General features: G+C 72.6%; 22 protein-coding genes and 4 pseudogenes. 15 read left to right on the plus strand and 11 right to left on the minus strand.

The genetic code is table 11. The annotated features are described in order from the left end of the window. The first annotated feature begins 96 nt into the window (after positions 1 to 96). The 8 genes and pseudogenes from ACFYTE_RS30915 to ACFYTE_RS30950 form a co-directional block, all read left to right on the plus strand. Positions 97 to 1,005: a dihydrodipicolinate synthase family protein gene (locus ACFYTE_RS30915; RefSeq protein WP_388717566.1), complete on the plus strand. Its 909-nt coding sequence runs from the start codon at positions 97 to 99 to the stop codon at positions 1,003 to 1,005. Then, positions 993 to 2,738 (plus strand): L-arabinonate dehydratase, encoded by a 1,746-nt coding sequence (gene araD / locus ACFYTE_RS30920; RefSeq protein WP_388717569.1) that lies wholly within the window; start codon positions 993 to 995, stop codon positions 2,736 to 2,738. Before ACFYTE_RS30915 ends, araD begins: the two co-directional genes overlap by 13 nt. Positions 2,739 to 2,826: 88 nt before the next feature. Continuing rightward, positions 2,827 to 3,354 (plus strand): annotated as a pseudogene (locus tag ACFYTE_RS30925) (gfo/Idh/MocA family oxidoreductase); the annotation flags it as partial. Then, positions 3,354 to 4,199, plus strand: coding sequence for a PmoA family protein (locus tag ACFYTE_RS30930; protein WP_388717572.1), 846 nt, complete (start codon positions 3,354 to 3,356; stop codon positions 4,197 to 4,199). The pseudogene ACFYTE_RS30925 and the gene ACFYTE_RS30930, both read left to right, overlap by 1 nt. Continuing rightward, positions 4,196 to 5,755 carry a glycoside hydrolase 43 family protein gene (locus ACFYTE_RS30935; RefSeq protein WP_388717575.1) on the plus strand — a complete coding sequence of 520 codons (1,560 nt, stop codon included), beginning with the start codon at positions 4,196 to 4,198 and terminating at the stop codon, positions 5,753 to 5,755. The genes ACFYTE_RS30930 and ACFYTE_RS30935 overlap by 4 nt, the downstream gene beginning before the upstream one ends. A gap of 118 nt (positions 5,756 to 5,873) precedes the next feature. Next, a complete protein-coding gene (locus ACFYTE_RS30940) occupies positions 5,874 to 7,211 on the plus strand; it encodes an ABC transporter substrate-binding protein (protein WP_388717578.1) in 1,338 nt (445 codons plus the stop codon). A gap of 167 nt (positions 7,212 to 7,378) precedes the next feature. Then, positions 7,379 to 8,704 (plus strand): polysaccharide lyase family 1 protein, encoded by a 1,326-nt coding sequence (locus ACFYTE_RS30945; protein ID WP_388717581.1) that lies wholly within the window; start codon positions 7,379 to 7,381, stop codon positions 8,702 to 8,704. 87 nt (positions 8,705 to 8,791) lie between these two features. Continuing rightward, positions 8,792 to 8,919, plus strand: a pseudogene (locus ACFYTE_RS30950) (pectin esterase); the annotation flags it as partial. 62 nt (positions 8,920 to 8,981) lie between these two features. Here the strand turns inward: ACFYTE_RS30950 and ACFYTE_RS30955 are convergent. Beyond that, entirely contained in the window at positions 8,982 to 9,389 is a 408-nt protein-coding gene (locus tag ACFYTE_RS30955) for a hypothetical protein (RefSeq protein WP_388717584.1), read from the minus strand. A 258-nt stretch (positions 9,390 to 9,647) separates the two neighbouring features. On the opposite strand from ACFYTE_RS30955, the pseudogene ACFYTE_RS30960 reads away from it, so the two are divergent. Beyond that, a pseudogene (locus ACFYTE_RS30960) lies at positions 9,648 to 10,022 on the plus strand (NCS2 family permease); the annotation flags it as partial. A 103-nt stretch (positions 10,023 to 10,125) separates the two neighbouring features. Here the strand turns inward: ACFYTE_RS30960 and ACFYTE_RS30965 are convergent. The 5 genes from ACFYTE_RS30965 to ACFYTE_RS30985 form a co-directional block, all read right to left on the minus strand. Beyond that, positions 10,126 to 11,583, minus strand: a complete 1,458-nt coding sequence (locus ACFYTE_RS30965; protein WP_388717587.1) for a peptidoglycan D,D-transpeptidase FtsI family protein — start codon at positions 11,581 to 11,583, stop codon at positions 10,126 to 10,128. A 54-nt stretch (positions 11,584 to 11,637) separates the two neighbouring features. Then, on the minus strand, positions 11,638 to 12,345 hold the full coding sequence (locus tag ACFYTE_RS30970) for a response regulator (RefSeq protein WP_388717589.1): 708 nt from the start codon (positions 12,343 to 12,345) through the stop codon (positions 11,638 to 11,640). Further along, positions 12,342 to 13,592 carry a sensor histidine kinase gene (locus ACFYTE_RS30975; protein ID WP_388717592.1) on the minus strand — a complete coding sequence of 417 codons (1,251 nt, stop codon included), beginning with the start codon at positions 13,590 to 13,592 and terminating at the stop codon, positions 12,342 to 12,344. Before ACFYTE_RS30975 ends, ACFYTE_RS30970 begins: the two co-directional genes overlap by 4 nt. Then, positions 13,589 to 14,620 (minus strand): hypothetical protein, encoded by a 1,032-nt coding sequence (locus ACFYTE_RS30980; protein ID WP_388717595.1) that lies wholly within the window; start codon positions 14,618 to 14,620, stop codon positions 13,589 to 13,591. The genes ACFYTE_RS30975 and ACFYTE_RS30980 overlap by 4 nt, the downstream gene beginning before the upstream one ends. An 88-nt stretch (positions 14,621 to 14,708) precedes the next feature. After that, entirely contained in the window at positions 14,709 to 15,482 is a 774-nt protein-coding gene (locus tag ACFYTE_RS30985) for an IclR family transcriptional regulator (protein WP_388717598.1), read from the minus strand. Between the two features lie 120 nt (positions 15,483 to 15,602). Here ACFYTE_RS30985 and ACFYTE_RS30990 point away from each other — a divergent pair, with 120 nt between their 5' ends. The 5 genes from ACFYTE_RS30990 to ACFYTE_RS31010 all read left to right on the plus strand — a co-directional run bounded on the left by ACFYTE_RS30990 (position 15,603) and on the right by ACFYTE_RS31010 (position 20,343). Further along, positions 15,603 to 17,132: an aldehyde dehydrogenase (NADP(+)) gene (locus ACFYTE_RS30990; protein ID WP_388717601.1), complete on the plus strand. Its 1,530-nt coding sequence runs from the start codon at positions 15,603 to 15,605 to the stop codon at positions 17,130 to 17,132. Between the two features lie 175 nt (positions 17,133 to 17,307). Beyond that, positions 17,308 to 17,493 carry a hypothetical protein gene (locus ACFYTE_RS30995; protein ID WP_388717603.1) on the plus strand — a complete coding sequence of 62 codons (186 nt, stop codon included), beginning with the start codon at positions 17,308 to 17,310 and terminating at the stop codon, positions 17,491 to 17,493. A gap of 218 nt (positions 17,494 to 17,711) precedes the next feature. Next, positions 17,712 to 18,320 carry a DUF1349 domain-containing protein gene (locus tag ACFYTE_RS31000; protein ID WP_388717606.1) on the plus strand — a complete coding sequence of 203 codons (609 nt, stop codon included), beginning with the start codon at positions 17,712 to 17,714 and terminating at the stop codon, positions 18,318 to 18,320. A 156-nt stretch (positions 18,321 to 18,476) separates the two neighbouring features. Then, positions 18,477 to 19,193, plus strand: a complete 717-nt coding sequence (locus ACFYTE_RS31005; protein WP_388717830.1) for a DsbA family oxidoreductase — start codon at positions 18,477 to 18,479, stop codon at positions 19,191 to 19,193. Between the two features lie 97 nt (positions 19,194 to 19,290). Next, positions 19,291 to 20,343 carry an aminotransferase class V-fold PLP-dependent enzyme gene (locus ACFYTE_RS31010; RefSeq protein WP_388717609.1) on the plus strand — a complete coding sequence of 351 codons (1,053 nt, stop codon included), beginning with the start codon at positions 19,291 to 19,293 and terminating at the stop codon, positions 20,341 to 20,343. Between the two features lie 234 nt (positions 20,344 to 20,577). Here ACFYTE_RS31010 and thpD read toward each other — a convergent pair whose 3' ends face one another. The 5 genes from thpD to ACFYTE_RS31035 form a co-directional block, all read right to left on the minus strand. Next, positions 20,578 to 21,462 carry an ectoine hydroxylase gene (gene thpD, locus ACFYTE_RS31015; RefSeq protein WP_388717612.1) on the minus strand — a complete coding sequence of 295 codons (885 nt, stop codon included), beginning with the start codon at positions 21,460 to 21,462 and terminating at the stop codon, positions 20,578 to 20,580. 4 nt (positions 21,463 to 21,466) lie between these two features. Then, entirely contained in the window at positions 21,467 to 21,871 is a 405-nt protein-coding gene (locus tag ACFYTE_RS31020; protein WP_388717615.1) for an ectoine synthase, read from the minus strand. A gap of 115 nt (positions 21,872 to 21,986) precedes the next feature. Continuing rightward, complete coding sequence (ectB, locus tag ACFYTE_RS31025; RefSeq protein ID WP_388717618.1) at positions 21,987 to 23,258, minus strand: diaminobutyrate--2-oxoglutarate transaminase; 1,272 nt, start codon at positions 23,256 to 23,258, stop codon at positions 21,987 to 21,989. A gap of 12 nt (positions 23,259 to 23,270) precedes the next feature. Further along, positions 23,271 to 23,789 (minus strand): diaminobutyrate acetyltransferase, encoded by a 519-nt coding sequence (gene ectA / locus ACFYTE_RS31030; protein WP_388717621.1) that lies wholly within the window; start codon positions 23,787 to 23,789, stop codon positions 23,271 to 23,273. A 292-nt stretch (positions 23,790 to 24,081) separates the two neighbouring features. Then, positions 24,082 to 25,182, minus strand: a complete 1,101-nt coding sequence (locus tag ACFYTE_RS31035; RefSeq protein ID WP_388717833.1) for a pyridoxal-phosphate-dependent aminotransferase family protein — start codon at positions 25,180 to 25,182, stop codon at positions 24,082 to 24,084. A gap of 129 nt (positions 25,183 to 25,311) precedes the next feature. Between ACFYTE_RS31035 and ACFYTE_RS31040 the strand changes: the two are divergent. Further along, a pseudogene (locus ACFYTE_RS31040) lies at positions 25,312 to 25,401 on the plus strand (amino acid ABC transporter ATP-binding protein); the annotation flags it as partial. Between the last annotated feature and the right edge of the window lie 46 nt (positions 25,402 to 25,447).

Raw genomic sequence — 25,447 nt, forward strand, 5'->3', positions numbered from 1 at the left:
ACAACAGGCACAGCAACGGCAAGAGCAGGAACAGCAACAACAGGCACAGCAACAGCAAGAGCAGGAACAGCAGGCACGGCAACAGGAAGGGCAGGAATGAGCGCGAGGTTCGAGGCCCAGCGGACCGCCCTGGCCGACGTGGTGGCCATCCCGGTGACCCCGTTCGCCGCAGACGGCACCGTCGACCGGGACACCCACCGGGCCCTGCTGCGCCGGCTGCTCGACGGCGGCGTCGTCACCCTGACCCCCAACGGCAACACCGGCGAGTTCTACGCCCTCACCCCCGAAGAGCGCCGCCTGGTCACACAGTTGACCGTCGACGAGGTCGGCGACCGGGCCGAGATCCTGGTCGGCGTCGGCCATGACGTGCCCTCCGCCGTCGCCTCCGCCCGCGAGGCCCGTGTGCTCGGCGCCTCGATGGTGATGGTCCACCAGCCCGTCCACCCCTATGTCTCCCAGCGCGGCTGGATCGACTACCACCGCGCCATCGCGGAGGCCGTCCCCGAGCTGGGCGTCGTCCCCTACATCCGCAACGCCCAGCTGACCGGCGCCAGCCTCGCCGAACTCGCCGACGCCTGCCCGAACGTGATCGGCGTCAAGTACGCCGTCCCGGACGCCGCCCGCTTCGCCGCCTTCGCCCGGGACGCGGGCCTCGACCGCTTCGTGTGGGTGGCCGGACTCGCCGAGCCCTACGCCCCCTCCTACTTCTCCGCGGGCGCCACCGGCTTCACCTCCGGCCTGGTGAACGTCGCCCCGGCCGTGTCGCGGAACATGATCGAGGCGCTGCGCTCGGGGGACTACCCGGCGGCGATGAAGGTGTGGGAGCAGATCCGCCGGTTCGAGGAGCTGCGCGCGGCGAACGGTTCGGCCAACAACGTCACCGTCGTCAAGGAGGCCCTTGCCTCGCTCGGCCTGTGCCGCCGCGACGTCCGCCCGCCCAGCCGGCCGCTGCCCGAGGACGAGCGGGCCGAGGTCGCCGCGATCGTCGCCGGATGGTCGATATGACCGCCGCCCCGCGCAAGGCCCCCGAGGAACTGCGCAGCCACCAGTGGTACGGCACCGACGGGCTGCGCTCCTTCAGCCACCGTGCCCGCACCCGTCAGCTCGGCTATCTGCCCGAGGAGCACCTGGGCAAGCCGGTCATCGCGATCCTCAACACCTGGTCCGACATCAACCCCTGCCATGTGCACCTGCGCGACCGCGCGCAGGCCGTCAAGCGCGGGGTGTGGCAGGCGGGCGGCTTCCCGCTGGAGTTCCCGGTCGCCACCCTGAGCGAGACCTTCCAGAAGCCGACCCCGATGCTGTACCGCAATCTGCTCGCCATGGAGACCGAGGAACTGCTGCGCTCCTATCCGGTCGACGGCGCGGTGCTGCTGGGCGGCTGCGACAAGTCCACGCCCGCACTGCTCATGGGCGCCGCGAGCGTCGACCTGCCGACGGTGTTCGTGCCGGCCGGGCCGATGCTGCCCGGTCACTGGCGGGGCGAGGTGCTGGGCTCCGGCACCGACATGTGGAAGTACTGGGACGACAAGCGGGCCGGTCTGATCGGCGACTGCGAGATGTCGGAGCTGGAGAGCGGCCTCGCCCGCTCGCCGGGCCACTGCATGACCATGGGGACGGCGTCCACGCTGACCGCGGCGGCCGAGGCGCTCGGGGTGACGGTGCCGGGCGCGTCCAGCATCCCGGCCGTGGACTCCGGGCACGACCGGATGGCCGCGGCGTCCGGGCTGCGTATCGTCGAACTGGTTCACCGGGACCGCCGGTTGTCGCAGATCCTCATCCGTGCGGCCTTCGCGGACGCGGTCACGACCGTGCTCGGCCTCGGCGGCTCGACCAACGCCGTCATCCATCTGATCGCCATGGCGGGCCGGGCGGGCGTGCGGCTCACCCTGGACGACTTCGACCGCATCGCCCGCACGGTCCCGGTGCTGGCCAACGTCCGGCCCGGCGGACGGACGTACCTCATGGAGGACTTCCACTTCGCGGGCGGGCTGCCCGGCTTCCTCTCCCGCATCCCCGACCTGCTGCATCTGGACCGGCCGACGGTCGCGCACGACACCCTGCGCGCGCAGCTCGCCGGTGCCCGGGTGCACAACGACGACGTGATCCGGCCGCGCGCCAACCCGGTCGCGCACGAGGGCGGGGTGGCCGTGCTGCGCGGCAACCTCTGCCCGGACGGTGCCGTCATCAAGCACATCGCCGCCGAGCCGCACCTGCTCAAGCACACCGGTCCCGCGGTCGTCTTCGACGACTACAGGACCATGCAGCGCACCATCGACGACCCGGCCCTCGGCATCACCGCCGACAGCGTGCTGGTGCTGCGCAACGCGGGGCCCAAGGGCGGCCCCGGGATGCCCGAGTACGGGATGCTGCCCATCCCCGACCACCTGCTCAAGCAGGGCGTGCGGGACATGGTGCGGATCTCCGACGCCCGGATGAGCGGCACGAGTTACGGCGCGTGCGTGCTGCACGTGGCCCCCGAGGCGTATGTCGGCGGGCCGCTGGCGCTGGTGCGCACCGGGGACTCCATCACCCTGGACGTCGAGGCCCGCACCCTGCGGCTCCAGGTGTCCGACGAGGAGCTGGAGCGGCGCAGGGCGCGGTGGACACCGCCGCCCGTGCGCTACGAGCGCGGCTACGGCGCGCTCTACAGCGAGCAGATCACCCAGGCCGACACCGGCTGCGACTTCGAGTTCCTGGCCCGACCGGGCCGGGTGCAGGACCCCTACGCGGGCTAGCCCCGCCGCGGTCGCCCGCGGCCGGACAGCCGAACACCCGAATGGAAAGCGCTTCACTCAAACGCACGTACGAGCCGTACCAGATCACGCCGACGACGTCACCGGCGTCGAGACCGAACTGCTGCGCGCCAACGACATCGAGTCCGACGACACCTCCTGCGTCCGCGTCCGCACCCCCCGGGGCCCGGTCGCCGTGGCCGCGACCCTGTGCGCCGAGCGGCCGGGCGAGCCGTACGTCATGGTGCACGGCGACCGCGGCCGGATCACCTTCTGGTACAAGCAGGACCGGGTGCTGCTGCAACGGGCGGGACACGGTCCCGAGGAGAGCGAGTACGGCCGCACGGACCTGCTGGAGAACCTCGTCGCACACCTGACCAGCGGGCAGGAGCCGCTGGTCCCGCCGGCCGCGACGGGCGCCTTCATGCAGGTCGCCGAGGCGATCCGGCGGGCCCCCGAACCGGTCGCGCTGCCCGCCGGGGCCTGGCGGTTCCTGCCCGCCGAGAACCGCCGGGTGGTGCCCGGCGTCGACGGGCTCGTCGCGGCCTGTGCCGACACCCTCGCCCTCTACTCCGAGCTGGGTGCCCCCTGGGCCCCACCGAAAGAGGTGAGCACCTGATGACGACCGACGACACCCTGGTGCTGCGCGTCGCGGGCCGCCCGGTCGGCCGCTACCTCACCCGGCCCGAACTTCCGGCCCGGCTCTCCCCGCGCCCCTTCCTGCACCCCGTCACCACCCTGGCCGGCACGGCGGTCACCGAGCTGAGCCCCGCCGACCACCTCCACCACCTCGGCGTCGGTGTCGCCGTTCCCGACGTCGAGGGACACAACTTCTGGGGCGGCCGGACCTTCCTCCGCGACCGCGGCCCCACCGAACTCGACAACCACGGCGCCCAGCGTCACATCGCCTTCCCGTTGCGCGACCCCGACGGCTTTGTGGAGGAGCTGCGCTGGGTGGCCGCCGGACGCGAGCTGCTGCGCGAGCGACGCACCGTCGCCGCCACCGAACTCACGGCCGCCGCCTGGGCGCTGGACTTCACCTTCTCCCTCACCAACGTCACCGCGGCCCCGCTGTCGATCGGCAGCCCCGCCACCAACGGGCGGCCCGGCGCGGCCTACGGCGGCTTCTTCTGGCGGGCCCGCGCGGCGGCCCGCGCGCCCGAGGCCTTCACCGCCGACCGCGCGGGCGAGCCCGAGGTGCACGGCAGGACCGCCGACTGGCTGGCCCTGGCGGGCGAGGACTGGACGCTGGTGTTCGCCGGGGCCACCGCGGACACCCGGCGCGACCCGTGGTTCGTGCGCACCGCCCAGTACCCGGGCGTGGGCTCCGCACTGGCACACACCGAGCGGCTGCCCGTCCCGCCCGGCGGGACCGTCGTACGCCGCGTCGTCACCGTCGTCGCCGACGGCCGCCTGGGCCGGGACGAGGCCACGGCGCTGGTACGCAAGGCGGTGAGCCCATGAGCCTGCGCGGCGCCGACCTCGGCGACGGGACCTACCGCAACCCGGTCCTCGACGCCGACTGGTCCGACCCGGACGTCGTCCGCGTCGGCGACGACTACTACCTCACCGCCTCCAGCTTCGGCCGCGCCCCAGGACTGCCGCTGCTGCACTCCCGCGACCTGGTCAACTGGACGCTGGTCGGCCATGCGCTGCCCGCCCTGGAACCGGCCGCGCGGTTCGCCCTGCCGCGCCACGACTGCGGGGTGTGGGCGCCGTCGCTGCGCCACCACGACGACCGCTTCTGGATCTTCTGGGGCGACCCCGACCAGGGCGTCCTCCAGGTCAACGCGCCCGAGATCCGCGGCCCCTGGACCGCGCCGCACCTCCTGAAGGAGGGCAAGGGACTGATCGACCCCTGCCCGCTGTGGGACGAGGAGAGCGGCGAGGCCTATCTGGTGCACGCCTGGGCCAGGTCACGCTCCGGCATCAAGAATCGGCTCACCGGCCACCGCATGCACCCCGACGGCACCGGCCTGCTGGACGACGGCAAGGTGATCGTCGACGGCGACCGGATCCCCGGCTGGTTCACCCTGGAGGGCCCCAAGCTCTACCGGCACGACGGCTGGTTCTGGATCTTCGCGCCCGCCGGGGGAGTGGCGACGGGCTGGCAGGGCGTCTTCCGGTCCCGCGCGTTCTTCGGGCCGTACGAGGAGCGGTCCGTCCTGGAGCAGGGGGACACCGATGTCAACGGGCCGCACCAGGGCGGCTGGGTGCGCACCCCGTCAGGCGAGGACTGGTTCCTGCACTTCCAGCAGCGCGGCGCGTACGGCCGGGTGGTCCACCTCCAGCCGATGCGCTGGGCCGCCGGGGGCTGGCCGGTGCTCGGGGACGACGGCAGCCCGGTCGCCGTCCACCGCAAACCCGCTCTGCCGCCCCAGCCGGCCGCCGCGCCCGCCACCGACGACGACTTCCCCGGCGGACGGTACGGGCGGCAGTGGCAGTGGACGGCCAATCCGCGGGACGGCTGGGCCACCCAGCACTCCGGGGACGGGCTCAGGCTGGCCTGTGTCCGCTCGGCCGGCCCGCACGACCTGCGCGCGGTGCCGAACGTTCTCACCCAGCGGCTGCCCGGCTCGCCGTGCGCGGCCGAGGTCGAACTGCGGCTGGACGGCGCGGAGGCGGGCGCGCGGGCCGGACTCGCGGTGCTCGGGGACGCCTACGCCTGGATCGGGCTCGAACGGGACGCGGACGGCACGGTCCGGCTCGTGCACCGGTTCGCCGAGCCCGCCGCGGCGGGCTCGGGGGTGTCCCCGGGGCCGTGGGGGAGCGAGCGGGACGCCGCCCGGCCGGTCCCCGTGCCCGCGGGGCGGGTCCGGCTGCGGATCGAGGCCGGATCCGGGGCGCGCTGCCGCTTCGCCTACGACGCCGGGGCCGGGCTGCGCCGCTCGGGACCCGTGTTCGCCGCCACGCCCTGGCGCTGGGTCGGCGCCCTGCTCGGCCTGTTTGCCCAGGCGCCCGAGGGACCGGGCCATGCCGGGGCGGCCGTCTTCACGCACTTCCGCATCACCCCGTCCTGAGCCCGCCCGGACCCGGACACGGCACGACCGCCGTCGTCGGTCCCCGCCGGCGACCGCGAGATCGGACACCCCCCACACCGTCACATCCCCGTTGGATCCAGAAGAAGAGAGCCGACGAATGAAGAAGAGCATCCGCAGAAGCAGGCGCGCCGCCACGGCCGTCGCCCTGGGTTCCGTGCTCGTGCTGACCGCCACCGCCTGCGGTGACGACGGCAGCGGCAGCGCGGGGGACAAGGGCGGTGAGGGCTCGGGCAAGGGCACGATCACCTTCTGGGACAACAACGGCGGTGTACGCACCGACATCTGGAAGCAGGTCATCGCCGACTTCGAGAAGAAGTACCCGGACATCAAGGTCGAGTACGTGGGCATCCCGGCCGCGAGCGCCCAGTCGAAGTACGACACCGCCATCCAGGGCGGCGGGCTGCCCGACGTCGGCGGGGTGGGCACGGCGATGCTCGCCGAGGTCGCCGTGCAGGGCGCGCTGGAGCCGCTCGACGACCGGATCGCGAAGAGCCCGCTGAACGGCAAGCTGAACGAGGGCCTGCTGGCGATCTCCCAGTCGGCGGGCGGCGGGGACACCCTCTACCAGGTGCCGACCTCCGCGAACAACGGCACCCTGTGGTACCGCACCGACCTGTTCGAGCAGGCCGGCCTCGATGCGCCGACCACCTGGTCGAAGTTCTACGACGCGGCGGACAAGCTCACCGACAAGGCCAAGAACCGGTTCGGCTTCACCATCCGCGGCGGCGAGGGCGCCATCGCGCCGGCCCTGGACGCGGTGTACGGCCAGACCGGCATCACCTCGTTCTGGAAGGGCGACAAGACCACCGTCAACGATCCGCGGAACGTGGCGGCCCTGGAGAAGTACGTCGCGCTGTACAAGAAGGTCACCCCGGCCGCCGACGTCAACAACGACTTCACCAAGATGGTCGCCCAGTGGGACAGCGGCACGATCGGCATGCTGAGCCACAACCTGGGCTCCTACCAGGACCATCTGAAGGCGCTCGGCGAGGGGAAGTTCCGCGGCATCCCGAACCCGACGCTGGAGGACGGCACCCGGGTGCAGGTGTCCAACCCGGTCGACGGGCTGAGCCTGTTCAAGTCGAGCAAGAACAAGGCGGCGGCCTGGAAGTTCATCGAGTTCGCGGTGTCCCACGAGGAGAACTCCAAGTTCAACCGGTCCGCGGGCCAGGTCCCGGCGAACACCGACGCGGCCCAGGACGCCTGGATCCAGCAGTCCGAGCCCACGAAGCTGGCGGCGGAGGCGCTGAACGGAACCAGCACCAAGATCGTGCAGCTGCCGTACTACCTGCCCGACTGGAACACCATCTCGAAGGCCGACAACGAGCCGAACTTCCAGAAGGCGCTGCTCGGGAAGATGACCGCGAAGGACTTCCTGGACACCCTGGCCGAGCAGCTCAACACGGCGCAGGCCGACTGGAAGCAGAACCACTGAGTTTTTGGTGGGTCCCGGCGGCGGGGAGTCGCCGGCGTCCGGCGTGGGCCGGGCGCCCGGCTCCCCGCGTGCCCCGGCCTTCCCGCTCCCCGTTCCGAGAGGCACACCGCCGACCTCGTCCTGGATCACCTGGCCCGCATCGGGCTCGTCACCGAGGAGAACGCACCGTGCATCGTGTATGTCATGGACGTGCCACCCATGCGGCCGTCGCCGTGACCTGCGCCGCCCTCGTGCTCACCGTCACCGTCACCGGCACCGCCGCCGCACAGCCCGCCCACCGCGCCGACGCCGCCCGCCAGGTGCTGTCCGCGAACGACGGCTGGGGCGCCCACGGCACCGGCACCACCGGTGGCGCCGCCGCCGACCGCGCCCACGTCCACACCGTCACCACCTGGGAGGAGTTCAAGGCCGCACTGGCCGACGGCGGCAGCGCGCCCAAGATCGTCAAAGTCAAGGGCACCATCGACGCCGACGGCCCGGACTGCACCTCCTTCCAGGCGCCCGGCTACGACTTCGCCACCTACCTGGACACCTACTCCCCGCAGAACTGGGGCCGCGACAGGACCCTGGACGACGAGCCCGCCGACAGCCCCGAGGGACTGCGCCGCGCCTCCGCCGCCCGCCAGGACGCCTACATCAAGGCGTTCGTCCCGGCCAACACGACCATCGTCGGCATCGGCAAGGACGCCGGCTTCAAGGGCGCCAGCCTGCAGATCAAGGACGTCGACAACGTCATCGTCCGCAATCTGGCCTTCGAGAGCCCCCTCGACTGCTTCCCGCAGTGGGACCCGACCGACACCGCCGACGGCAACTGGAACTCCGAGTACGACAGCGCGGTGATCTACGGCTCGACCCATGTGTGGATCGACCACAACACCTTCACCGACGGCGACCACCCCGACAGCACCCACCCGTACCACTACGGACGGATCTACGAACAGCACGACGGCGAACTGGACGTCGTCAAGGGCGCCGACTACGTCACGGCCTCCTGGAACGTCTTCAGGGACCACGACAAGACGATCCTGATCGGCAACAGCGACAGCGCCTCGACCGCCGCGGTCGACCGCGGCCACCTCAAGGTCACCTTCCACCACAACCTGTTCGCGAACCTGGTCGAGCGCGCACCCCGGGTCCGCTTCGGACAGGTCGACTCCTACAACAACCACTTCGTCGCCGAGGCGGGCTACGGCTACAGCTACGGCATCGGCATGGAATCCCAACTCGTCGCCGAACACAACGCGTTCACCCTGACCGACGGGATCACGGCGGGCTCCGTCCTGAAGAAGTGGAAGGAGGCGCCGCTCACCGCAGAGGACAACTACGTCAACGGCGTACGAACCGACCTGATCGCCGTCCACAACGCCGAGGTCCCCGGCGAGACCCTGCAGTCCGGCGCGGGCTGGACACCCACCCTGCGCAGCAGAATCGACCCGGCTCGGGCCGTGCCCGGCATCGTCGGCCACCGAGCGGGCGCCGGCCGGCTCGGCTGACCCGCAGCGCGCACGGGCCGGGGCCCCACGGCCCCGGCCCGCCCCGGCCACCCGCCGCACCGCGAAGGAGCATCCGCATGCCCGCGGCAGCGGTTCGCCGAGTACCGCGACACCGGCCCCGGCGCCGCGGTCATCGTCCCCGGGAACCGGCCCCGACTCACCGATACGGTGGCCGAGTCGCACACCTGGCGGGCTGCCTCGGCGACTGGCGGCCCCCGGCCGTCCGCCCGCTGCGCACCGCACGGCCGGCGGCGCGACCACGACGCGGCGGACGCGTTCAGGAACCCGGGCCGAACCGGATTCCGCCGTGCACATCACGGCTCTGCACGAGCGAGGTGACCGTTCCGCTGTTGCTGTTGTGCACGGACCCGGCGGGCGCGCCGAGTTCGCGGACGAGGCCGAGGAGTTCGGGCCGCTCGGCGACGGCGGCCAGCAGGAAGGCGGTCCAGTGGGCGGTGACCCGGTCCCGCGCCTCGCCGTCGTCCGGTCCCCCGCCGTCGTCCGGGTCCCGGTCGTCCGTGTGCCGGTGCGCGTCGTCGAGCCGCCGCTCGATCTCGTCCGCCGGCTCGCCGGTCCGCCCGCTCCACCGGGCCGCGAGCCAGGTGCGCACCCGCTCCCATCCGTCGGTCATGATCGCGGCGACCAGCGCCTGGGCCCCCGGTGCCACGATCGGCGTCAGATCCATCGCGGTGTCCCCCTCCGTCCGCTCGGCGGCTCGACGGTCACCGTCGGCGACGGCTCCCGCCAGTGATGGTGTCCGCCGTCCGCCGCCGCCAATCGTCGGAGGAGTGGCCTGGTGCGACCGGTGCCGCCGGGGCCGTCGGCGGCCTACGGCCGTGCACGCCCCGGCGCGGCGAAGCCGCCCGTCACGGTGGCGCGGCGCGGGCGAGTGCGGTCTCCCGCTCCGACAGGTCGAAGGCGTGCCGCAACACCACACACGCCCGTCAGCGCGCAGGCCGGGCTGCTCGACGAGCGGGGCCAGGTGCCGGACATCGGCCGTGTGCTGTTCATCGACGGGGCCGCCGGGGTCGCCGGCGGGATCGGCTCCGCCTCCTCCAACACCGCCTACATCGAGGCGGCGGCGGGCGTCGGCGAGGGCGCCCGCACCGGCTTCGCCAACCTGGTCACCGGCGGGCTCTTCGGTCTCGCGCTGTTCCTGACCCCGATGCTGACCATCGCCGGGTTCCTGTCCTACGTCGTCATCAAGACGGTGCTGGGCAGGGCCAGGGAGGTCAACTGGCTGCTGTGGGCCGTCTCCGCACTGTTCCTGGTGTACTTCGCGATCGACCCGGTGGAACAACTCCTCGGCGTGAAGTAGACGCCGGGCAGGGCAGCGCCCTGAAGGGGCGCGGGGAACTGCGCGATCAGCCCCCGCCGGCCGGCGCCGAACCGACGACCGGACCTCGGCGGCACCACCGCGGTCACCCCTTCAACGCGGCCCGCATCATGGCCTTCGCAACAGGCGCAGCCAACCCGTTGCCGCTGACCTCCGAGCGCGCCGCGTCCGACTGCTCGACCATCACCGCGACGGCGACCTGCTTGCCCGACGAGTCGGACGTGCCGTAGGAGGTGAACCAGGCGTACGGCGTCTTGCTGTTGTTCTCGCCGTGCTGCGCGGTGCCGGTCTTGCCGCCGACGGTGACACCCGGTATCCGCGCGTTGGTACCGGTGCCCTGCTCGACCACCGTCCGCATCGCCGACTGAAGCTGCTCGGCGGTCGTGGAGCTGACGATCCGGGTGCCGCCGGCGCCATCGTCATAGTTTCGCAACACATCGCCGCCGCTGTCGGTGATCCGCGACACCATATGAGGCGAGACCAGTACACCGCCGTTGGCTATGGCCGCCGACACCATCGCCATCTGCAACGGGGTCGCGGTCACATCGAACTGACCGATGCCCGACAGGGCGGTCTGCGCGTCGTCCATGCCGGACGGGTAGACGCTGGTGTAGGCCCGCACCGGCACGTCCAGCCTGTCGTTGTCGAAGCCGAACTTGTCGGCCATCGTCTTCACCTTGTCCTGGCCGAGGTCGACGGCCATCTTCGCGAAGACGTTGTTGCAGGAGTACCGCAGGGCGGTACGGATCGAGGCGTTCTCGCAGGGCGCGGAGGCGTTCTCGTTGGCGAGGTCCCGTGTGGTGCCGGGCAGCCGGTACGGGTTCGGGCTGTCGGTCGGTTCGTCCACGTTCGCGTACCGCCCGTCCTCCAGCGCCGCCGCCGCGACGACCAGCTTGATCGTCGAGCCCGGCGGCAGCGGCTGGCGCAGCCCGCGGTTGGTCAGCGGCTTGTCGGGGTCGGCGTTGAGCCGTTTCCAGGCCGACCCGGCGGAGTTGGCGTCGGTGAGGGTGCTCGGGTCGTACGACGGGGTCGACACGACCGCGAGGATCCGGCCGGTCCTGGGGTCGATCGCGACGGCGCCGCCCTTCTTGTCGCCGAGCGCGTCGTACGCCGCCTTCTGCACGTCCGGGTCGATCGTCGTGACCACGTCGCCCGGGTCGGCCCGCTTGCCCGTGACCGTGTCCATGATGGTCTTGAGCCGGGTGTCCGTGCCGTTGAGCAGGTCCTGGTAGATGCCCTCCAACTGGGTGGGCGCATAGCTCTGCGAGGCGTAGCCAGTCACCGCGGCGTACAGCGCGCCGTCCTTGTAGGTGCGTTTGTACGCGAGGTCGCCCCCCGACGTGCGCGCCGAGCCGGTGATCGATTCCCCGGCCACGACGATGTTCCCGAGCGGTGCCGCGTACGTCTGGATCGCGTTGCGCCGGTTGTTCTTGTCGTCCGCGAGGGCCGTGCCGTCGTAGAACTGCACCCAGGTCGCCCGCACGAGCAGGGCGAGCACGAGCAGCAGCGCGAAGACGGACGCCCGCCTGATCGTCTTGTTCATCCCGGTGACAAGGACGAGGCGACGGGGGGAAACGTTCCCGTTGGCCCCGTTTTCTCATCGTGCGCTCAGAAAACCCGCCTCGTACGCGGCGATCACCGCCTGGGTGCGGTCTCGGGTCCCCGTCTTCGCCAGGACGGCCGCCACATGCGTTTTCACCGTGGCGGGCCCCACCTGCATCCGGCGTGCGATCTCCGCGTTGGTCAGCCCGTCGGCCAGATGCCGCAGCACCTCGCGCTCGCGGCCCGTGAGCCTGGCCACCCAGGGCGGGGGAGCCGGGTACGCGCGCGCGTGCTGCGCGGCGAGGCTCCGCACGGCAGAGGGGAACAGCAGGCTGTCGCTGCGCGCGACGAGCCGCACCGCCTGGACGAGGGTGTCGGCGTCGGCCCGCTTCAGCAGGAACCCGGCGGCCCCGACGCGCAGGGCGTCGTACACATACGCGTCGTTCTCGAAGGTGGTCACGACCACGACGCGCGGCGGCGCGTCGAGCGTGGCCAGGATGCGCTCGGTGGCCCGGATCCCGTCCATCTCGGGCATGCGCACGTCCATCAGGACGACGTCGGGCCGCAGCTCCCGCACGACCGACACGGCCTCGGCGCCGGTCGCCGCCTCGCCGACCACCACCAGGTCCGGTTCGGCGGCGAGGATGGCGCGCAGGGCGGTACGGACCATGCGCTCGTCGTCCGCGACGACGATACGGATCGACGGCGGTGGGGGCTGCGGTGCCTGCGCAGATGTCGCCGGCGGTGTGGGCGGCGGTGTCATTCGGGTCCCTTCCACGGCAGTCGTACGTGCAGCCGCCACGTCCCGCCGGACGCCCCCGCCCGGCACTCCCCGCCGAGCAGCCGCACCCGGTCGGCGATGCCGCGCAGACCGTGGCCGCCGCCGGGACGGGAGACGCCGGCGGCGCCCAGGGGGTTCTCCACGGTGATCTCCAGCCGTCCGTCGGCGCCGCCGATGCGCAGGGCGACCGGTTCCCCCGCCGCATGCCTGAGGGCGTTGCTCAGTGCCTCCTGCACGATCCGGTACGCCTCGCGGGAGACGAGCGGCGGCAGGGCGGCGGGATCGGTGGTGACGGTGGCCGTCACCCGCTGTCCGCCGGCCCGGGTGCGGCGCACCAGCCCGTCGAGGTCGGCCGCGAGGGTCGGCGCGGGCGCCGTGCCGGGCGGGTCGCCGTCCCGCAGCACACCGAGCACGGCGTCGAGTTCGCCGACCGTGCGCCGGGTGGTGTCCTCGATGGCGGCAAGTGCCTCGCGGACGAACTCCGGGTCGGTGTCCAGGACCCGGCGGGCCGCGCCCGCCTGGAGGGTGAGCGCGCTCAGCGCGTGCCCGACGGAGTCGTGCAGTTCGCGCGCGAGCCGGTTGCGCACGGCGAGGTCGGCGGCGCGCGCCTCGGCCGCCGCGAGCCGGTCCTCGGGCGTGGGCCCGAGCAGCGCCGGCGCCCACCGGGCGAGCAGCGCGCCGCACCCGGCGGCGCAGCCCGCGAGCCCGAGCAGCAGGGCGGCACCGGCGAGCGGGCAGAGCGGCAACGCCCAGGGCCTGCCGAGGACTTCGGGCAGCCCGAGCCGCGAGTCGCCCAGCACCGCGGGGACGGGCAGCACGATGAGCACCAACGCCAGCGGCGGCACGGCCAGGGACATCCCCGCGACGATCCCGCCGAACCCGAGGTGCAGCGTGAACCAGGCCGCCGTACGCCCGCGCGCGGCCGGGGTCCGGGCGGGGCCGTGGTCGAGCGCGTCGGGGGCGAGCCCGCACAGGGCGCGCGCCGCGGCGGCCTCCAGCGGCCGGGCGAGCGGGAACAGCAGCGCGGTGAGCGCGGCGAGCGGCAGCCCCAGGGCGAAGGAGGCGAGTTGCAGCGGCAGTTCGGAGGCCACCTGACGCGAGCCGGTGAGCGGGCCGACGACCACCTCGCCGACGAGGACGTACGGCATGGCGAGCGCGCCGCCCAGGATCAGATGGATCCAGCGGCGGCGCGCGGTACGGCCGAACACCGACCGGGCGAACTCCCTCACGCCGGTGGCCGCTTCGGGGCCTCGGCGCACCGCTCGGCGCAGAAGTGGGCGCCCAGGGCCGCGACCAGGACGCCGGCGACGAGCTGGCCGGCACAGGTGAGGTTCATCAGCTGTGTCGGCAGGCCGCCGAGGTCGCCGTTCCCGCCGAGCGGGGCCAGGGACAGCCAGCCGCCCCAGCAGGCCGCGCCGCCCGAACCGAGCCAGGCCAGGGTCAGCGGCACCGCGACCGGCAGGGTCCGGCCGCGCCGGAAGGCGAGCAGCCAGCCGCCGGTGACGGCGGCGAGCAGGAAGCCGATGGCCACGGCCTCCATCACATAGAAGTCACTGGTGCGGTCCGCGGCACGGCCGGGGCTGAGCCCCGCGGTGCCGCCCAGCACCCAGCCGAGATGGGTGCCGAGGGGCAGCAGTGCGGCGAGCGCGGCACCCCCGGCGCAGGCCCGCTGCGCCGCCTGGGTGGTCCCGGCCGGCAGGGCGCCCACTCTGCCCCGCCACACCCGGCCCCACCGGTCGCGGGCGTACAGCGCGAACAGCGCGCCCAGCGTGAGCCCCTGGACGATGAACCCGGTGTAGACGACCCCGAAGACCCATGCGTCGAGGAAGGGCCGGTGCCCGGGGCCTGCGGGCCCGGCGCCGCTCCCGGCGAGCGCGCCGGCGATCAGCTGGAGCGGGTAGCCGGCCGCGATCGGCGCGAGCAGTCCGGTGCCGACCCAGACGGGGAACACCGCGGCCCAGGCGGGTGCCGTCCGGGCCCGCGGCCGGGTCAGCACCACCGCGAGCACGATCACGGCCGCGTCCAGCAGCACGCTCAGCGCGTTGGCGACGGCCAGGGTGGCGCGGTGCTCCAGCAGGGAGCTGCCCTGCGGTATCCCGACCCGGCTGCCCGCGAGCCAGGCGGCCTTCAGCCCGATGTACGGCACGCAGGCCACGATCGCGACGGACCGCAGCAGCCGGCGGCGCGGATCGAGCCGGGGCACGGTGGCGCGGGGCGCGGGTACGGGCGTGGCTGCGGACGCCGGGGGCGGTGTCATGCGTCCACGCTCCCGCGCGCACCGGTTCCGGCACCTCCTGCGCCGTACCGATCCGCCTCCGCCGCGCGGGGGAGAGGGTCCTCGTCCGTCACAGCCTGCGCGTGGCCAGCGTCAGCCGGTCGCGGGCGTCGAACAGGGCGTCCTTGACCATCTGTTCGTGGGCCGGGGTCAGCCGGGCCACCGGCACCGAGCAGCTGATCGCGTCGCGGGCGGGTGTGCGGTAGGGGATCGCGATGCCGAAGCAGCGCAGCCCGAGCGTGTTCTCCTCCCGGTCGACGGCGAAGCCCTGCTCCCGGACCTGGTGCAGCTCCTCGATGAGCTTCTCCCGGTCGGTGATGGTGTGTTCGGTCAGGGCGGGCAGCGTCTCCGGGAGCAGCTTGCGCACCTGTTCGTCGGTGTGGGTGGCGAGCAGCGCCTTGCCGAGGGACGTGGAGTGCGCGGGCAGCCGGCGGCCCACGCGGGTGAAGGGGCGCAGATAGTGCTGCGACTGGCGGGTGGCCAGATAGACGATGTTCGTGCCGTCAAGACGGGCCAGGTGGATGGTCTCCGTCGTGTCGTCCGACAGGCGGTCCAGCGTGGGGCGGGCCGCGGCCACCACCTCGTCGCCGTCGATGTACGACGTCCCGACGAGCAGTGCCCGCACCCCGATGCCGTAGCGCGTGCCGGTGGCGTCCGTCTCCACCCAGCCCAGCTCCACGAGGGTGCGCAGCAGCATGTACAGGCTGGACTTGGGGTACCCGACGGCCTCCTGGACGGACGCGAGGGAGTGCATACCGGGCCGGCCGGCGAAGTATTCGAGCAATTCAACGGTCCGCACCGCGGACTTGACCTGCGCCCCGCCGCCTGTCTCGCCTGCCGACATCGCCCTTGACCCCTTCGTTGGACGGGAAATAGTCTCGAACAGCATATTCATCACCTGAGACGGCGTTCAGCATATCGAACGACCTGGTGGATGACCCAGATCTTTGTGGAGGGACCCGCGGTGGCAGCAGCACCAGTCTGGAGTGTCGACCCGCGTACCGGGAAGCAGCGTGAACAGGTTGCGGTGGAGGCCACAGCCGAGGAGGTCGACGCCGCGGTCCGGGCCGCCCACGCCGCGCGCGGCTCACTGGCCGACCGCGCGGTCCGCGCGGCCTTCCTGCGCTCGGCCGCGGCGGGCCTGGACGCGGCCCGGGACCGGCTCGTCGAGGCCGCCGACGCGGAGACCGCGCTCGGCCCGGTCCGGCTGACCGGCGAACTCGCCCGCACCACCTACCAGCTGCGCGCCTTCGCGAAGCTGGTCGACGAGGGTGCCTTCCTCGACGTCATCATCGACCACCCCGACGCCACCGCGACCCCGCCCGTGCCGGACCTGCGCCGCATCAAGGTCCCGCTCGGCGTCGTCGCCGTCTACTCGGCGTCCAACTTCCCCTTCGCCTTCTCCGTCGCCGGCGGCGACACCGCGAGCGCGCTGGCCGCGGGCAACCCGGTGGTCGTCAAGGCCCACCCCGACCACCCGGCCCTGTCCGAACTGGTCGCCGACACGCTGCGGCGCGCCGCCGCCGAGCACGGCATCCCCGCGGGCGTCGTCGGCCTGGTGCACGGCTTCGCGGCGGGCATCGAACTCATCAAGCACCCGCTTGTCGCCGCGGCCGGGTTCACCGGTTCCGTGCGCGGCGGCCGTGCCCTGTTCGACGCGGCGGCGGCCCGGCCGGTCCCGATCCCCTTCCACGGCGAGCTGGGCTCCCTGAACCCCGTCGTCGTCACCGAGGCCGCCGCCGCCGAGCGTGCCGAGGCGATCGGCGCCGGCCTCGCCGGTTCCATGACGCTCGGGGTCGGCCAGTTCTGCGTGAAGCCGGGCCTGGTGCTCGCGCCGTCGGGCGCGGCCGGCGACCAACTGGTGAAGTCCCTGACCGACGCGGTCAGCGACACCGAGGCCGGGGTCCTGCTGGACCACCGCATGCGGGACAACTTCATCGCCGGGGTCGCCGAACGCGCCGAGCTGGACGGCGTGGACTCCCCGGTCACCCCGGGCGCGGGCGGCGAGCACACGGTGAGCGCGGGCTTTCTCACGGTGCCGGCCGCGAAGCTGGCCGAAGCGGGCGCGTACGACCTGCTCCTGGAGGAGTGCTTCGGCCCGGTGACGGTCGTGGTCCGCTACGAGGACGACGCGGAGGTCGGCGCCGTGCTGTCCCGGCTGCCCGGCAACCTCACCGCGACCGTGCAGCTGTCCACCGAAGAGGCGGCGGGAGCCGGCCGGGGCGCCGAGATCCTGGCCGAGCTGACCCCGCTGGCCGGCCGGGTCCTGGTCAACGGCTGGCCGACGGGGGTCGCGGTGGCGCCCGCCCAGCACCACGGCGGCCCGTACCCGGCGACCACCTCCACCTCGACCTCCGTGGGCGGCACGGCGATCGAGCGCTGGCTGCGGCCGGTCGTCTACCAGAACACCCCCGAGGCCCTGCTCCCGCCGGAACTGCGGGACGCCAACCCGCTGGGTCTGCCCCGCAGGTTCAACGGGGTACTGGAGCGTTAGCCCCACCGGGGCGCGGGGATCACGGCGCCTGGGGGTGTCCCGGCATCCGCACGACGGCCCGGCCGACGGGGGCGTGAGTAGTGCGGCGGCGGGGTGGTGTCCCGGCGTCCGGTGCGGTGTCCCGTGTCCTTCGGGTGCCCGCGGTGCCGGCCCGCCCGGCGACCTCGCCGCGAACGTGCGGCTGTCCACCGAGGAGGCGGCGGGCGCCGGCCAGGGCGCCGAGATCCTGGCTGCCGGCCGAGGCGCCGAGGTTCTGGCCGAGGTGACCCCGCTGGCCGGCCGTGTTCTGTCGACGGTCGGCCGGCGGGGGGCGCGGTGGCGCCCGCCCGGCAGTACGGCGGCCCGGCCGACGGGGGCGTGAGTAGTGCGGCGGCGGGGTGGTGTCCCGGCGTCCGGTGCGATGTCCCGTGTCCTTCGGGTGCCCGCCCGGCGACCTCGCCGCGAACGGCGGTCCGTACCCGGCGGCGGCCATGCCGACGGGGCGTGAGGAGTGCGGTGGGCGGGGGTGCGGGGTGCGCCCTCGTGTGGTTTCCCGCGCCCCTGGGGCGACCGCGGTCGGCCGCCTGCGAGAATCGGCCGATGGACGTGGAACTTCCCGAACTGCCCTTCCCGCTGCGTACCTACGGACCCGACGGCCACTGGTCCTACGAGGACGGCGTGCTCACCGGGTGGGCCGGCCCCCGGCAGGACCGCTTCGTGCCGCCGACCGGGGAGGCCCTGGACCCGGCCTCCGACGCGCCCCGGCTGCTCGGGGCGCCGGAGGGGGATTTCCAGCTGATCGCCCGGATCACCGTGGGGTTCCGGGCCGCCTTCGACGCCGGTGTGCTCTACGTCCACGTCGGCGACCGGGCCTGGGCCAAGCTCTGCCTGGAGTACTCCCCGGACCTGCCCACCGTCTGCACGGTTGTCACCCGCGGCCACTCCGACGACGCCAACTCCTTCACCGTGGACGGAAGTTCCGTCTGGCTGCGGATCAGCCGCACCGGCCGCGCCTTCGCCTTCCACGCCTCCCGCGACGGCGCCCGCTGGACCTTCGTACGGCTGTTCACGCTGGACGGCGAGAAGGAGACGGGCGCCGCCCTGGTCGGCTTCCTGACCCAGTCGCCGATGGGGGAGGGATGCGTCGTGACCTACGACCACATCGAGTTCAGGCCCGTCTGGCCGAGCGACCTGCGGGACGGCAGCTGAGCCAACGGGCCCGCCCGCGCCGGCCACGTCCGTCCGCCCGCCCCCGACCCGGCGGGCTCCGGCCGCCGATCCGGGGAATGAACCAGACTGCTTGAACGTTCACCCATGGCGCGGGGACCGCCCCCGCGCCGCTGGGACCTGGAGAGAGCCGAGAACATGCGCGTCGAGATCTGGAGCGACATCGCCTGCCCCTGGTGCTACGTGGGCAAGGCCCGCTTCGAGAAGGCGCTCGCGGCCTTCCCGCACCGCGACGGCGTCGAGGTCGTGCACCGCTCCTTCGAGCTGGACCCCGGCCGCGCCAAGGGCGACGTCCAGCCCGTGCTGACGATGCTCACCCGGAAGTACGGCATGAGCGAGGCGCAGGCCCAGGCCGGCGAGGACAACCTCGCCGCGCAGGCCGCCACCGAGGGCCTGGACTACCGCACCCGGGGCCGCGACCACGGCAACACCTTCGACATGCACCGCCTGCTGCACTTCGCCAAGGAGCACGGCCGCCAGGACGAGCTGATCCAGATCCTGTACCGGGCCAACTTCGCCGAGGAGCGCTCCGTCTTCAGCGAGGGCGACGAGCGGCTGGTGCACCTGGCCGCCGAGGCCGGACTCGACGCCGACGCCGCCCGCACGGTCCTCGCCGACCCCGACGCCTACGCCGACGAGGTCAGGACCGACGAACGCGAGGCCGCGCAGCTCGGCGCGAACGGAGTGCCCTTCTTCGTCCTCGATCGCAAGTACGGCGTCTCCGGTGCCCAGCCCGCCGAGGTCTTCACCGAGGCGCTCACCCAGGCGTGGGGCGAGCGCTCCCCGCTGAAGCTGATCGACCAGGGTGCCGCGGGCGCCTGCGGCCCGGACGGCTGCGCGGTGCCGCAGAACTGAGAAACCGCAGGTCGGGGCGGACGTATAAGCCCCGCTAAGGGGAACCACGTAACCATCCGCAATGGACGGTGACTTCACGGGGCCGCACAGTGGACCCATGGAGACCTTCGAGAGCGTCATCCGCGCCGAGTTCGCCCCGAAGAACACCTTCCTGAACACCGCGAGCAGCGGACTGCTGCCGGCCCGGTCCGTCGCCGCGCTGCACGAGGCGGTGGCGCTCCGGGCCGCGGGCGCCCCGCTGGACCCGCTGTTCGAGGACGTCGAGCGGGCCCGGGCGTCCTTCGCCCGGCTGGCCGGCGTCCCGGTCACCCGGGTGGCGACGGGCCCCTCCGTCGCCGCGCACACCGGCCTCGTCGCCGCCTCGCTGCCCGCCGGTGCCGAAGTCCTCACCGCAGAAGCCGACTTCACCTCCGTGGTGAACCCGTTCCATATGCGCGCCGACCTCAAGGTGCGGGCCGTCCCGCTGGAGCGGCTCGCCGACTCCGTCCGGCCGGGCACCCAACTGGTCGCGGTGAGCGCCGCGCAGTCCGCGGACGGCCGGGTCGCCGACCTGCCCGCGCTGCGCGCCGCCGCGGCCACCCACGGTGCCCGCACCTACGTCGACTTCTCGCAGGCGGCCGGCTGGCTGCCGATGGACGCCGACGCGTCCGACTTCACCGTCTCCACCACGTTCAAGTGGCTGCTCGGCCCGCACGGCGTGGCCTTCCTCGTCGTACCCGAGGACTTCGGCGCGCTGACGCCGGTGCTGGCCGGCTGGGTCGCGGGGGAGAAACCCTGGGAGAGCTGCTACGGGCCCATCGAGGAACTGGCCCACTCCGCCCGGCGGTTCGACGTGAGCCCGGCCCTGTTCAGCCATGCCGGGCTGCGCGCCTCGCTCGCACTGATCGAGGAGATCGGCGTGGCCGCCGTGCACGCCCACGACCTGGCCCTCGCCGACCGCTTCCGCGCCGGACTCGCCGGGCTGGGCCGCGAAGCCGTGCCCGCGCCCGGCTCGGCGATCGTCTCCGTGCCGGGGCTCGGCCACCGCCGTCCCGAGCTGGCCCGCGCGGGCATCGAGGTCTCCGACCGCGCGGGCCACCTACGGGCCTCCTTCCACCTGTACAACACACCCAGGGACGTCGACCACCTCCTGGACGCGCTGTCCGGCTGACCCTTGATGAACATGTCGCTGCGCGGGAACGGGAGTGATGACGCCGGCAGCGCGCAGCTCGTGCAGGAGGCTCCGGTCGGGAAGTGGCTGGTCAGATGGCCGCAGCCTGAAATCGCGCTACGCGTGATCTGGCGCGCCGGTCCGATCCACGGACTGACGCGCCGCCGGCGACGGAAGCGATCCGAGACCGTCGGTCATCGCCACCACTTTTGCCCGGCAAGCTCAGGAACTGGCTCAGCGGACCGGTGTGAAGTTCCGGGCGCCGATGTAATCCGGGCGCCGGACGGGGGCCGCGAACGGTTCGACCGCCGTGTTCTCCACGCTGTTGAACACGATGAACACGTTGCTGCGCGGGAACGGGGTGATGTTGTCGCCCGAGCCGTGCATGCAGTTGCAGTCGAACCAGGTCGCGGAGCCCGCCCGGCCCGTGAACAGCCGGATGCCGTGCTCGCCGGCCAGGGCGGTCAGCGCCTCGTCGGACGGGGTGCCCGCGTCCTGCATCTGCAGCGACTTCTTGTAGTTGTCCTCGGGTGTGGCCCCCGCACAGCCGAGGAACGTGCGGTGCGAGCCCGGCATGATCATGAGGCCGCCGTTGGTGTCGAGGTTCTCGGTCAGCGCGATCGACACGGACACCGTCCGCATGCGCGGCAGCCCGTCCTCCGCGTGCCAGGTCTCGAAGTCCGAGTGCCAGTAGAAGCCGCTGGCCCCGAAGCCCGGCTTGACGTTGATCCGGGACTGGTGGACATACACGTCCGAGCCGAGGATCTGCCGGGCCCGTCCGACCACCCGTTCGTCGCGGACGAGGCCCGCGAACACCTCGCTGATCCGGTGGACCTCGAAGACGGAGCGGATCTCCTTCGACTTCGGCTCCACGATCGAGCGTTCGTCGGCGCGGACCGCCGGGTCGGCGACCAGCCGGTCCAGCTCCCGCCGGTAGCGGGCGACTTCGTCGCCCTCGATCAGCTGCTCGACGGTGAGGAAGCCGTCGCGGTCGTACGCCAGCAGTTCGGCGGCCGAGACGGGTCCCGGCGTATCGGGGGAGCCCCAGACGACGGGGTCCTGGCGAGGCACGGACACCTCGGTGGCGCCGCGGCTGGGGTAGAGGTCGGTGACGGTCATGTGCTCAGACCTCCTCGGGCTCGGTGAGCAGGGGGTAGACGCCGTTCTCGTCGTGGTCCTCCCGTCCGGTCACCGGCGGGTTGAACACGCAGATGCAGCGGAAGTCCTCGTGGACGCGGAGCGTGTGCCGCTCGTGCCCGTCGAGGAGGTACATGGTGCCGGGAGTGATCGCGTACGTCTTCCCGGTCTCGTGGTCGGTGAGTTCGGCCGCGCCCTCCACGCAGACGACGGCCTCAATGTGGTTGGCGTACCACATCGACGTCTCCGTGCCCGCGTACAGGACGGTCTCGTGGACGGAGAAGCCGACCCGCTCCCGGGCGAGCACGATCCTCTTGCTCTCCCAGGTGCCGGATGCCGACTTCACATGCCGGTCGGTGCCTTCGATCTCCTTGAACGAACGGACGATCACGGTGGTGCACAGCCTCCTTGGTGGAAGGGGTGGAAGGGGTGGAAGTGTTGTGGTGCGACGGTGCAGGACGGCGCCGGCCCGTGCCGGACACGGCGCCGTCCGATGCCGGTCGTGGTCAGGCGGTCTCCCGGACGGACCGGGCGAGGATGCTCAGCCCCTCGTCCAGCTCGTCCGGGGTGACGGTGAGCGCGGGCAGCAGCTTGACGACCTCGCCTTGCGGGCCGGACGTCTCGATGAGCAGCCCGAGTTCGAAGGCGCGCCGGGCCACCCGTTCCGCGCGCCCCTTGGCGTGGAACTCCAGGCCCCACACGAGTCCCCGCCCCCGGTGCTCCTTCACATCGGCGAGGTTCTCCTCGGTGACGGCGACCAGCTCCCGCTCGATCCGCTCGCCGCGGGCCCGGGTCTGTTTCTCCATGGCGGAGCCATCGGCCCAGTAGGTCTCCAGGGCCGCGGTCGCGGTGACGAACGCCGGGTTGTTGCCGCGGAACGTGCCGTTGTGCTCGCCCGGCTCCCAGATGTCCAGCTCGGGCTTGAACAGGCACAGTGCCATGGGCAGTCCGTAGCCGCTGATGGACTTCGACACGGTGACGATGTCGGGGACGATGCCGGCCTCCTCGAAGGAGAAGAAGGCGCCGGTGCGGCCGCAGCCCATCTGGATGTCGTCGACGATCAGCAGCATGTCACGGCGCGCGCACAACTCGGCCAGGGCGCGCAGCCATTCGGGCCGGGCGACGTTGATGCCGCCCTCGCCCTGCACGGTCTCGACGATCACCGCGGCGGGCTGGTTGAGCCCGGACCCCTGGTCGCCGAGAAGCCGCTCGAACCAGAGGAAGTCGGGGACCTGCCCGTCCAGGTAGTGGTCGAAGGGCATGGGTGTGCCGTGCACCAGCGGAATACCGGCCCCGGCCCGTTTGAAGGCGTTGCCGGTGACGGCCAGCGAGCCGAGGGACATGCCGTGGAAGGCGTTGGTGAACGACACGATCGCCTCGCGTCCCTTCACCTTCCGCGCCAGTTTCAGCGCGGACTCGACCGCGTTGGTGCCGGTCGGGCCCGGGAACATGACCTTGTACGGCAGGTCGCGCGGGCGCAGCACCAGGTCCTGGAAGGTCTGCAGGAAGGACCGTTTGGCCGTGGTGGACATGTCGAGGCCGTGGGTGACGCCGTCCCGCATCAGATAGTCGATCAACGCCCGTTTGAGTACGGGGTTGTTGTGGCCGTAGTTGAGTGAGCCCGCGCCGGCGAAGAAGTCGAGGTACCGGTGCCCGTCCTCGTCGTACATCAGGCTGCCCTGGGCACGGTCGAAGACGGTGGGCCAGCCGCGGCAGTAGCTGCGCACCTCGGACTCCAGGGTCTCGAAGACGCTCAGGTCGGGCTGGGTGATGGTCACGGTGATCGCTCCTCAGTGCGACGAGTGGGGGGTCAACGGGCCGATCCGGTACAGGACTTCCGGCTGGTGAGGGCCGTCAGGGAACAGCCCGGAGTCGAACAGCACCTCGCGGGTGACGCGGGCGCCGTGCCGTGCGGCGTACGAGGTGAACAGGCGCTCGGAGGCGGTGTTGCCGGGGGTGATGGTCGTCTCGACGGAGGCGAGCCCCTGCCCGGCGCCGAGCCGCGCGGTCAGCCCGTCGAGCAGCGCGGCGGCCACGCCGTGGCCGCGGTGGGCCGCGTCCACCGCGACCTGCCACACGAGCAGGGTCCGCGGGCGTTCCGGCCGCACGTATCCGGTGACGAAGCCGACGGGCGCCCCGTCCGTTCCGCGGGCCACCGCCGAGGTGCCCGCGAAGTCGCGGCACCACAGCAGATAGCTGTACGAGGAGTTCAGATCGAGGGTTCCGGAGTCCTTGGCAATACGCCAGAGAGCGGCCCCGTCCGTCACCGTCGGACGGTCGATGAGCAGGTCTGCTTGTGCGGCAGTCATGCGTATTGAATTTAGCGAGGTGAATTCAGAAATGCACGGTTACGGGTGTGCATCGATACACAAGGGAGTCCGGTATGTGCCCGTTTCACCTGCATCAAAAGGTGCAAATCGCCCCTTGATGTGGAGTGTGTCACATGGATGAAACCTGGGCGAAAATCTTCTTGTTTAGCCTTGGAAAAAGGGGGCAGAAGAACTCGGGAAAGCTATCCTAAATTAAGTAGCTGAATTGTCGAGAATTTCAACCCCCGGCCATACCGCCGACAAGCGCCCGCAGGGCGCCGCCGGGACCGGGTCATCCGTGGGCGGAATCGGCGGCGTGCCGGGCGGCCGCCAGGTCGACGGTCAGTCCCCGCTCCGCCAGGGCCGCGCCCAGCGCCGCAAGGGAGCCGCGCACCGCTGCCGGCGTCGCATCCGCCCCGTAGTGGTTGACCCGGATCATCTCCTTGGCCAGCGGGCCGCCCCCCGCGGCCAGCGGCAGCGCGGGGTCGCTCGCCAGCGCCCGGGCCACCAGCTCCGAGGCGACCACACCGGGCGGCACCCGCAGGGTCGTCGCCACCGGCGCCGCGTCCGCGGCCTCGTACACATACGGCTCCAGGCCCCCGCCCAGCGCCGACGCCCCCGCCCGCACGGCCCGCGCGGCGCCGCGGTGCCGGGCCATCACCGTGTCCAGGCCCGCGCTCTCGATCCGTTCCAGGCACGCCTGGAGCGCCAGCATCTCCAACTGCGCCGGCGCGTGCGGCAGCGCGGTACGGCCCGCGTCGATCCAGCGCTCCTTCCAGTCGAGCAGGGACAGGTAGGAGCGGCGCGGGGCGCGCGGGTTCGCCGCCATCCGGGTCCAGGCCCGCTCGCTCACCGACACCGCCGACACCCCCGCCGGGCCGCCCATCGCCTTCTGCGCGCCGATCACGCACAGGTCCACGCCCCAGGCGTCCGGCAGCACCGGTTCGGCCCCGACGGAGGCCACCGCGTCCAGGTAGAAGAGTGCGCCATGTGCCCGGACCACCTCGCCGATCTCCGCGACCGGGTTGGTGTTCCCGGTCGCCGCCTCCGCGTGCACCAGGGAGACGAAGTCGATCTCGGGGTGCTCGGCGAGGGCCGCCCGGACCCCCTCCGCGGTGACCGCCGTGTGGAACGGCACCGACAGGTCGACCACCCTCGCGCCGCAGTCCCGCAGCCAGTTCCCGAAGGTCTGCCCGTACGGTCCGGTGATCACGTTCAGCGCGGTGGTGCCGGGGCCCGCCGTCCCCCGGATCGCGCCCTCCAGCGGCAGCAGCGCCTCGCCCTGCATGATCACGACGTCCTGCCGGGTGCCGAGCAGCCGCGCCACCCGGTCCTCGACGGCGGCGAACTGCGCGGCGGTCAGCGGGGGCAGATCGAGGAAGGGGTGGGTCACGGCGGTGCTCTCTTCGCTCACAAGGGGGTCGACCCGACGAGCGTAACCGGCCCCCTCCCGACAGCGACGACCGGTGACTTCTCAGGTCAAAAGCCCCTGCGACCATGGGAACACCGCGTGCTGCGCCGGGGCCGGCCGCAGCGCGTCGCCGTCGCCCGCGCGTTCGCCATGGGCCCCGAGGCCATGCTGCTCGACGAGCCGACCTCGGCACTCGACCCCGCGTGGGCGGGCGGCGAGCCGGAGTTTCCGACCGGGTGGGCCATGG

It is taken from the genome of Streptomyces sp. NPDC004629 (assembly GCF_042873595.1).
In the GTDB taxonomy this organism is placed as follows: domain Bacteria; phylum Actinomycetota; class Actinomycetes; order Streptomycetales; family Streptomycetaceae; genus Streptomyces.